4 protein-coding genes and 1 pseudogene are annotated in these 10,675 nt (G+C 57.9%); 3 read left to right on the forward strand and 2 right to left on the reverse strand.

Features of this window, described 5'->3' with window-relative positions:
* The first annotated feature begins 58 nt into the window (after positions 1-58).
* Positions 59-9,358 (forward strand): hemagglutinin repeat-containing protein, encoded by a 9,300-nt coding sequence (locus JO226_RS06880; protein WP_293545048.1) that lies wholly within the window; start codon positions 59-61, stop codon positions 9,356-9,358.
* On the forward strand, positions 9,355-9,651 hold the full coding sequence (locus JO226_RS06885) for a contact-dependent growth inhibition system immunity protein (protein ID WP_293545051.1): 297 nt from the start codon (positions 9,355-9,357) through the stop codon (positions 9,649-9,651). The genes JO226_RS06880 and JO226_RS06885 overlap by 4 nt, the downstream gene beginning before the upstream one ends.
* Positions 9,652-9,687: 36 nt before the next feature.
* Here the strand turns inward: JO226_RS06885 and JO226_RS06890 are convergent.
* A pseudogene (locus JO226_RS06890) lies at positions 9,688-9,819 on the reverse strand (SymE family type I addiction module toxin); the annotation flags it as partial.
* 187 nt (positions 9,820-10,006) lie between these two features.
* On the opposite strand from JO226_RS06890, the gene JO226_RS06895 reads away from it, so the two are divergent.
* On the forward strand, positions 10,007-10,564 hold the full coding sequence (locus JO226_RS06895; RefSeq protein WP_293545054.1) for a hypothetical protein: 558 nt from the start codon (positions 10,007-10,009) through the stop codon (positions 10,562-10,564).
* Here JO226_RS06895 and JO226_RS06900 read toward each other — a convergent pair.
* Positions 10,561-10,675: IS3 family transposase (locus JO226_RS06900; RefSeq protein WP_293493372.1), on the reverse strand; the 115-nt coding region annotated here is incomplete at its 5' end. The two genes, JO226_RS06895 and JO226_RS06900, sit on opposite strands and share 4 nt — an antisense overlap.

Consider the following 10,675-nt stretch of genomic DNA (forward strand, 5'->3'; position numbering starts at 1 on the left):
CAACGGCGTTAACCTGCGCAGCGAATATGCCACGCTGCGCGGCGACAGCGACAGCCGCATGCTGGCGGACGAGGCGCTGAGCATTCAGGCGCAGCGCGTTGAAAACAGCGGCCTGCTGGCCGGGGATACGCTCGGGTTGACCAGCGACAGCCTGCGCAACCAGGGGGTGATGCAGGGCGCGAAGGCGCTGACCCTCACCGCCGGTGAGAGCGTCAACGACGGTAAGTGGCGCTCTGATGGCGCGTTGACGCTCACCGGCAGCCAACTGACCAACAGCGGCGATCTCAGCGCCGCGTCGATGCAGCTTGGGCTGACCCGCGGGCTCGACAATCACACCAGCGGACGTCTGCTGGCCGATGAGGCGCTTGACCTGACGACACCGGCGCTGGTGAACCACGGGCAGGTGGCGGCGGCAACGCTCTCCATCGACGGTGACAGCACCACCAACGACGGCACGCTACTGGCGAAAGTGCTGGCGCTGCACGGTGACCTGCAAACCAGCGGTATTTTGCAGGGAAGCCAGTCGCTGACATGGAACGGCGATACGTTCAGTAACCTGGCGGGCGGCCAGATAACGGGCGGCGACACGTTGCGCCTTACAGGCAAAACGCTGAACAACCAGGGGCAGATGGAGAGCCGGGAGATAGCGCTTGCGGCGGACCGCGTCGATAACGGCGGCCGCGTACAGGCGCAGGATAACCTGCAGATCGCTGCTGCCGGGAAAATGACCAACCAGGGCGACTTGCGCAGCCAGAACGCCATCGGGATTACGGCGGCACAGCTGGTTAACGACGGCGCGATTGCGGCGAAAGCCCTGACGCTCAACACGCCGCAGCTGACCAACAACGGCCTTGTGCAGGGCAACGGCGGGCTACAGCTGACCACGCGCGACGTGTTTAACGGGCAACAGGGCCAACTGGTGAGCGGCAGCGGGCTGGCGCTGAACCTGGATCGCCTCGAAAACCACGGGCGGATACAGGCGCAAGACGGTTTTACCCTGAGCGGAAAGCAGCTGATCAACGCCGGTGAAATTCATGCGGGCGCCCTCGACCTGACGCTTCAGGACTCGCTGACGAATCAGGGGAATCTGCTCGCTGAGCGGGCGATTGCCGTCACGACCGACAGCCTGGATAACCGCGGCGTGCTGGTGGGACAAAACCTGACGCTGGGAGCCAAAACGCTGAATAACCGGGGGCTTATCCAGGCGGATGACAGTATCCTCGCAACGGCGGACACCACCACCACGGACGCCGCCGGGAAATGGTTGTCCGGCAACGCGCTGACGGTGAACGGCGACACGCTCAGTAACGCGGGCGTGATGCAGGGCGGTACGCTCGGCGTGACGGCTAACGCGCTGACCAACGACGGGGTGCTGAACGGCCTGAACGGGGTAAACGCAACACTCGGCGGACAGCTGGATAACCGCGGGCACATTCAGAGCGGCGGCGCTGTCACGATTGCCGCCGCGCGCATTCTCAACCCGGGGCGTATGGCGGGCGATACGCTCGACCTCCATGCCGGAACGTTGAGTAACGATGGCCTGTGGCAGGGAGCGAACGGGCTGACGTTAAAGGGCGACGCGCTGACCACCGGGGCGATATCCCGCACGCTAAGCGGCGGGGCGCTGATGCTGGATGCCGGACAGTTGAACACGCAGGGGACGTTGCAGGGGCAGCAGGTTTCCGTTACGGCCGATGACTGGACGCACAGCGGTTCGCTGGTAAGTGCTGGCGCGTTGACGGCGAATGTCGGCGGTACGCTGACCTCGCCGGGCGCGTTGATGAGCCACGGCGCGCTGTCTTTGACGGCAGGTACGCTGGATAACGCCGGGCAGATCCTCAGCGAAAGCGACATCACGCTCGACGGCCTTCAGCTTAACAACCGCGGTTCGGCGCAGGGCAACACGCTCGCTGTTCATCAGGGCCGCATCAACAACCAGGGCACGCTCATCGGCCTGCAAAGCCTGACGCTGGAAGGTCGGCCGCGTTTACTGGCGCGGATGGCGATGGCGGCGCCGCAGCAGACGCTAATCAACGGCGCGTCCGGTTCGCTGATGTCGCAGGGGACGCTGACCATTGCCTCCGGCGCTGTCACCAATGCCGGGACATGGCAGGGACAGTCTATTCTTCTCAACGCGCAATCGCTCGCCAACAGCGGGACGTTGCAGAGCGGCGATGCGCTACAGATAACGCTCGCGGATAACCTCACCACCGCCGCAGGCAGTAAAATTACCGCCCTCGGCACCGCCGCGCTTCAGGCGCTCGCATTGACCAACCAGGGTGAGTGGGCGGCGAAAAACCTGACCCTGAAAGGCACGACGCTGACCAACGACGGCACCATCAGCGGCGTGGATGGCCTGTCGGTGACGGCTTCCACGTTGACCAATAACCGCGATGGTAAGGTGGTGAGCGGTCAGGGGCTGAACGTAACCGCAGCTTCCCTCTTTAACGACGGTCTTATCCAGGGCGGCGGCGAAACCCGCATCAGCGCCGCAACCCAGGCGCGCAACGACGGGAAACTGTTCTCCGGCGCGCAGATGACGCTGACGACGCCGCAGTATGCGGGCGCAGGCTGGCTGCAGGCGACAGATCTTACCCTTAACGCCGCCACCGCCAGCAACAGCGGCACGTGGCTGGCGGATAAGGCGACGCTGACCGGGGATGTTTTCACCAACCAGGGCATGACGCAGGCGGGCAACCTGACGACAAACTATCGTCAGTTGACCAACAACGGCACCCTGCTGGGCAACACCCGCCTTGAGGTCAGGGGCGGCAATGTCACCCACAACAACGGCAAACTGTTCAGCGGCGGCGATCTGAGCGTGGATAGCGCAACGCTTGACGGCGCGGGCCAGGCCGTGGCGCTGGGGAACCTCGCGCTGAATCTGACGAACGCGTTTACCGCGCAGGGCGTGCTGGCGGCCAACAAGCAGCTCGCTATCCGCAGCCAGGGGGAGATGACTAACCAGGGCACGGTACAGGGGAACGGTATCACCCTGGAGGCGGGCGGCAGGTTTATCAACAACGGGCAACTGAAAGCCGGTAACGGGACGTCTGCCCTCAGCGGCAGCGATGTCGCCCTGAACGGCAGCGGTTCGCTGCAGTCCGGCGGCGATGTCAGTATCGCCAGCCGCAGCAATATTACGCTCAACGGTTTTACCGGAACGGCAGGCTCTCTGCTGCTGAGTGCGCCGGGGGCTATTGTCAATACGGCGTTACTTTACGCCGGAAATAATCTTTCGCTGTTTGCTAACAGTATTCACAACCAGCGTGGCGATATCCTGGCGGGCAATAACCTGGTGATGCAAAAAGACGCCAGCGGCGCGGCGAACAGTGAGGTGATCAACACTTCCGGGACCATTGAGACGCAGAACGGCGATATTGCTATCAATACCGGTTATTTACGCAATACCTGGGATCAGATTTCGGCAACGGAAACCACAACCGATCTCACCGCCTCGCGCCCCTGGCTGCAGGGCGGCGCGAAAGTGCTGGTACCGTTATCCGAGCTTAAATTCGGTGTGGATTATGGCTACTACACCACGCGGGACTGTAGCGGCGGCGGCAGCCCCGGCCATGGCGCCGGACCCAGTTGCCATACAACGATTCATACCGCAGCGCTAAAAAATGCGCCTGAACTAGAGTTTGCGCTACAGACGATCACCGTCGGGGTGAATGCCCAGGGCCGCGCCAGCCGTCTTTCTTCCGGACGTCACCTGACGGTTAATGCCGGTACGCTGAGCAACGAGGCCAGCGCGATTCTGGCCAATGGCAATATCTCGCTGACCGGACGCCAACTGGATAACCACTCCTGGACTGCGGGCACCACCACGATTTATCAGCGCTATGCGTCAACGGCCAGCCTGTCCGGAAAGTATGCGCAGTATGGGTCAGCGGACGAAAGCAAATTAAGCGACAGCGCTGTGTTTAATCGTAAGCCGATTAGCTACACGCCAACGGGAACCCGCCGGACGGATACCGCCGGAGAAACGCTGTATCGCGCCGTCATCCAGGCGGGTGGCGCTGTGATGGCTAATTTCGCCAGTAATATCAGCAATACCAACACAGCGTCTAATTCCGGCCGTGTCAGCAACACGGTCTCTGCCCCGGCGTTGAATACCCTCAGCCATCAGACGATTGACGGCGGTGCGCAAAAACAGAACCTGGCGGGGGGAGATGTCGCTTCCCTGCCGTGGAAAGACCAGCTTCAGGGCGCGCTACAACAGCTCAATGGCGGTAGCGGTCTTGATACCGGCGGCGTGTCGGATGCCGCGCTGACCACGATTTCCACCTCGCAGAAAGGCAATGCCAACCTCGGTCAGGTGGACGGGCTTAAAAACGCAGGCCTCATTGATGCTTCCCTGCGCGGCGCCAAAGGCGATGCAATGGGGCAGTATCAAGGGAAAACCGTCGATACCAGCGCATACCCGCTGCCGACCGGCGACAACGGCTACTTTGTTTTCTCCGATAACCCGAAAAGCCCGTATCTGATTAACATCAACCCGAAGCTTAACGGGCTCGGGCAGCTCGATTCCGCCCTGTTCGGCGAGCTGAACGCGCTGCTTGGCATTACGCCTGGCACTACCGTGCCGGTTGAGACCCGCAGCGTCTGGACGAACGAAAAGCAGTTTATCGGTTCGTCGTATATGCTCGGCCGCCTCAACCTGAACACGGAAAAAGATTACCGTTTCCTCGGCGACGCCGCGTTCGATACGCGCTACGTCAGCAATAAGGTGCTGAACCAGACCGGCAGCCGCTACCTGAACGGCCTCGGTTCCGACCTCGATCAGATGCGTTACCTGATGGATAACGCCGCCGCATCGCAGAAGTCGATGAATCTGGCGTTTGGCGTCTCCTTAAGCGCCGATCAGATAGCCTCGCTCGATCGCAGCATGTTGTGGTGGGAATCGGCGACGATCAACGGCGAAACGGTCATGGTCCCCAAACTGTACCTGTCGCCGAAGGATGTTGCGCTCAACAACGGCAGCGTGATCGCCGGTAATAACGTGACGCTGAAAGGCGGCGCGATCGCCAACGACAACAGCACGCTGCTGGCGAGCAATAACCTGACCCTCGACAGCCAGGACGCGATCGGCAACCTCAACAACAGCCTGATGCAGGCCGGTGGTGATCTCAACCTCAGCGCGATGGGCGATATTAATAACATCAGCGCCACCATCAGCGGGAAGACGGTTCAACTGGAGAGCCTGGACGGCAGCATCAATAACCTCACCCGCGCGGATCAGTGGGCGTTTACCGCGAACGGCCGCCGGGGTGACGGCAGCGTAAACCTGTACGGAACGGATATCGGGCAAACCGCATCGATCGCCGCGACCGGAGGGATGAGCCTGAAAGCCGGGGACAACATCAACATCACTGGCGCGCAGGTGCGTGCCGGTGGCGACCTCGCGCTGGCCGCGGGGGGCGATGTGATGGTGGGCGCGAACCAGATAAACCAGGGCCTGAGCCAGACGAATTTCTGGTCTGCGAAGGACAGAAGCGTGTCCTCCACCACCCACCAGGGCAGTAACCTGGCGGCGGGCGGCAACCTGACGGTTCAGGCCGGTAACGACCTGAACATCACCGCAAGCCACGTTGACGCCGGGAAAAGCGCGCAGCTGGCGGCGGGCAACGATATCAATCTGAATGCGGGCGAGACGCACCAGAACAGCCGCTATGCCAACAGCGAATCTCACGCCTCCGGCGCGGACGTTTCGACGCTGACCGCCGGGGATAACCTGACCCTGACGGCGCGCCGGGATATCTCCAGCCAGGCCGCCGGGATTGCCGCTGAAGGGAATGTCGGCCTGCAGGCCGGGCGTGACGTCAATCTGCTGGCGGAAGCTACCGCCAGCGGCGACAGCAGCCGTTCCGGCAAGAAAACCGTGATTAATGAAACCGTCCGTCAGAAGGGCACCGAAATCGCCAGCGGCGGCGACACGGTGGTCATCGCCGGGCGGGATGTGAATACGCAGGCGGCGCAGGTTCAGGCGACCGGAGACATCGGGATTGCCGCCGGGCGCGATGTGAACCTGAGCACCGCGACCGAAAGCGATTATGCCTACAAAGAGGAAAAGAAAACCTCCGGCGGCTTCCTCAGTAAAAAAACCACGCATACCATTCAGGAAGACAGCGCCACCCGTGAAGCCGGAACGTTGCTTAGCGGTGATAATATTCAGGTGCAGGCGGGGAATAACTTACTGGTAAAAGGTTCTGCGGTTGCGGCCGATAACACTGTTGCGCTACAGGCGGGGAATAACGTTGATATCCTTGCAGCGACCAATACCAACACCTCCTGGCGCTTTAAAGAAGAGCATAAAAGCGGCCTGATGAGTTCCGGCGGTATCGGTTTTACCATTGGCAGCAGCACGACAAAACATAACCTGCGTGAGCAGGGCGCGACGCAAAGTCAGAGCTTCAGCACCGTGGGCTCGACGGGCGGTAGCGTGGCTATTTCCGCCGGGAACCAGGCGCATATTGGCGGTGCGGACCTGATTGCCCGCAAGGATCTTTCCATCACTGGCGACAGCGTCGTCATTGACCCGGGCCACGATAAACGTACCCGTGATGAGATCTTCGAACAGCGGAAAAGCGGGTTGACGCTGGCGCTATCGGGGGCGGTAGGCGGCGCTATCAACAATGCAGTGAATGCTGCGCAGGATGCGAAGGCGGAGAGTGACGGTCGGCTGGCGGCGCTGCAGGCAACGAAGTCGGTGCTTTCTGGTGTTCAGGCCGGACAGGGGGTGGCGCTGGACGCCGCCAACGGCAATTCCCCCAATAACAACAATACTATCGGCGTAAGTGTATCGCTGACGACACAAAAGTCCAAATCAGAGCAACACGCTCAGAGTGACTTCGTGGCGGGTAGCACGCTAAATGCGGGCAATAACCTTTCCATTGCTGCGAACGGGAAAAATAAAGGCCAGAACAGTGGCGATATAGTGATTGCGGGCAGTCAGCTAAAAGCGGGTGGCGATACTCGTCTGGATGCGCAGCACGATATTCTGCTGAGCGGCGCGGCGAATACCCAGCAAATCAGCGGCAAGAACAGCAGCAGTGGTGGCGGTGTAGGTATTGGTATTGGTGTAGGTAGCGGCGGCTGGGGTATTAGTGTGTTTGCTAACGGCAATGCCGCCAGCGGGAAAGAGAAAGGTCGGGGAACCGAGTGGGCCGAGACCACCATCGACAGTGGTAAAACCGTCACGATAAACAGCGGCCGCGATACGATTTTGAACGGTGCGCAGGTCAGTGGTGACAAGATTATTGCTGATGTTGGCCGTGACCTGCTGATACGCAGCCAGCAGGATAATAACGACTACGACAGCAAGCAGAGTAGTGTTGCGGCAGGCGGTAGCTTCACTTTCGGGTCGATGACCGGTTCGGGCTATATCAGCGTCAACCAGGACAAAATGAAGAGCCGTTACGACTCCGTTCAGGAGCAGAGCGGGTTGTTTGCTGGTAATGGCGGCTTTGATGTGACGGTGGGCAATCATACGCAGCTGGATGGGGCTGTTATTGCTTCCACGGCGACTGCGGATAAAAATCATCTTGATACCGGTACGCTGGGTTTCAGTGATATCAACAACAACGCCGACTTCAGTACTCAGCATAGCGGGGGCTCGTTCAACAGCGGCGGCAGTATTGGCGGGCAGTTTGCGAGTAACCTGGCGAATACCATGCTGTCAGGGGCTGGTCACAAGGGGCATGAAGAAGGAACCACGCAGGCCGCTGTCGCGGACGGTACGATTACCATCCGTGATACTGCACACCAGAAGCAGAATGTCTCTGACCTCAGCCGGGATACGGAGCATGCCAATGACAGCATCAGCCCGATCTTTGACAAGGAGAAAGAACAAAACCGGCTGAAGACAGTACAGCTGATCAGTGATGTGGGAGCTCAGGCTGCGGATGTGGCGAAAACCCAGGGTGAATTGGCCGGGCGTAAAGCCGCGAAAGATCCGAAGGCACTGGCGGAAGCCCGCAGGCAGCTGCTGGAGGAAGGGCAATCCCCGTCAGACGCGGAGATAGCCAGACGGGCTTATAACAACGTCGCGTCGATGTACGGCACCGGTGGAGTGGTACAGCGGAGTATTCAGGCTGTTACTGGCGCGCTGACGGCAATGGCGTCTGGCGGTACTCTGGCAGGCGCGCTGAGTAAAGCGGCCGCGCCGGAACTGGCTTATACCATTGGTCACCGCTCGGGCCTCAGCAAAGAAGAAACACTGGTTGCACATGCGCTGCTGGGCGGCGTGGTGGCATCGCTGCAGGGCGATAACGCCGCCGCTGGGGCGGCAGGTGCGATTTCCGGGGAGATGGTTGCACAGGCCATTCTGGGGCAGCTGTATCCGGGTATGAACGTCCGTGACCTGGATGAAAAGGATAAACAGCTCGTCAGTAATCTGGCAACTCTCGCAGCAGGGCTGGCGGGAAATCTGGTAGGGGGAGATTCAGGCAGCACAACAGCGGGGGCGCAGGCAGGGAGGAATGCGGTTGAGAATAATTCTCTGAGTGTCGCTCAGAATAAATCCCGTGCTCAGGAAATGACTCAATGTCAGGGCAGTACTGCCTGCGAAAATGCTGTTATTGATAAGTACAAGAAAATCAACGCAGAACAGCATGAAAGCGTTCTGGGATGTAAAGGCGCTCAGGACTGCGTTAATAAAGCCAATGAGGTGGGTGAGTTACAGGCAGACTATGCCCGTCGTACCAGCGAGTTGCTGGAAAAATCACGCAATAATGGTGGGTTAAGTCCAGCAGAACAGGACGAATTAGCTGTTCTTCAGGTGACGACCATCCAGCTCGAAGCAGACCGAAACGCAGCCATCCACAATGCGTTAATGTCTGGTGATTCGTCTGAAGCGAAGCAGCTTGCGATAAACTCACTGGCACAGGCAGCAGGAACCAGTGCGGCGGGCATAGCTGCGGGGGTTGGTAAGGTTGTAGCGAAAGGGACTGAAGTAGGACAAAGTAGTTCTATCGTTCACGGTGGCGGGTTAGCAGCTCATGAGAAAGCAGGCGGCCATTTGATTGATCGACATGTTGGAAAATCTGAAGCGGAGTTATTCGATAGAGTGTCTACAGGTAATACAAAAACAGCATCTACATTTACAGATAGGGCTACAGCAGAAGCTGTAGCAAGCAGAGCCATTGATAGCAACCAGGCAAAGATCCAGAATTATTTATCTAGTAGCCAAAAAGGATACTTAGAGCTTGATTATCAATCCTCTACTGCTATTGGCATTAGTGTCACTCGCGGCTCGACAAGTGCTGTACCTGCTACAAATGCCAGAATTATCATAGGAAGAGATTCTTCTATGCCTGGTGGCTATAAAATTATTACTGGATATCCAACGCCATGAATATTAAAGAAAAATATCCATCTCTATCATATTTGTTAAGGTGTTATTTTAACCAAGATTTTGAGTTGCTATTTGGTAGTGCGGATGAAACATTGGCTGCTTACAAAACTACTGAGACTTCGGAAGAGCAGTTGCAGTTGAAATCTGAAATAGATTATCTGCTGACGCTTTCGCTATCAGATAATGAATTACAGGACATACTGCTTAACGAAATTGATTGTAGTTATTATTACCTTAACGAATGGCCTTCATCTGAAGAATGGCTGAAACATATAAGTAAGCAAATAAAATGATCAATCCCGGCCTTAGCGCCGGGATCTTTTTACTCGTCAGCTCCTGACCGGCTCGATCACCAGTCTTCCCGGCTCCACGCTGACCGTGACCGGCGTGTCGGTGCTGAATCCCGCCTCTGCCAGCCAGTTACCGTTCAGGTGCAGACTGGGGTGGCTGTTGTAATTGGTAGCTATTGGAATCTGCGGTCTTCATGGTGAAACAGCGTCATGTTCTTTAACAACATTGGCGAAAATAGGTAACGGGGTGCAAAAGTGCGCGTCGGGGCTTGTATGCCTGTATATCAGAATGCACTGGCAAAAAATGGTTGTAAGCTGCTGACTTAACAAACAAAATAGCCTTGTGCTCTCAATAACTGTGTCGGAGCGAGTTGTTGTTGAGAATAACCTGCTGGGTGGTAATGAAGACACCCAGACCAAGTTCGTGCAGGAGCATGCGAAGGATATAGCGTCTTGCTCAAAAGACCCTAACGGTGCAGCCTGCCAGCGTGGAGAAGCGGTTAATAAGGCAATTGGAGTGGCATTAGGCGCGGGCGCGGCAGGAGGTACAATTGCTGCACTGGCTCCTGCTGCGGCTGCTGCGGTTCAGGCGAGCGTAAGTGCTTGTGTAGCAAACCCAGTATTGTGCGCCAATGAAATGGCTATCTGGTTTGCAGAAATGGGGATGGGGGATGCCCTTCCGGCGGGCCTTGCGGTAAGTGCAAGCGGGAAATTCACTGCTGAGCAACTGACGCTGCTTACCGAGATGAAAGCGGCAAAAGAGATAGAGAAGCAGACCGGGCAAAGGATTGGCTCAGAAGCATTAGAAAATATCGTGCATGGTTCTGGTAGTAAGCTTGATATCAGGCCATTACCGGATATAAATGGAAAGGATCATCTTACTGATCCTACCCACATAATGTGGACACGGTGCTAAGCGAGGTTCTGGTTTTCAAATTGTTCCGGGCTGAGTCCGCCACAGGCACTGTGTCGGCGCCACCGATTGTAATCGCACTCAATATAATTGAACACCGTCGTTCGCATCGAT

The organism is Pluralibacter sp., from assembly GCF_019237635.1.
Lineage (GTDB): Bacteria > Pseudomonadota > Gammaproteobacteria > Enterobacterales > Enterobacteriaceae > Enterobacter_B.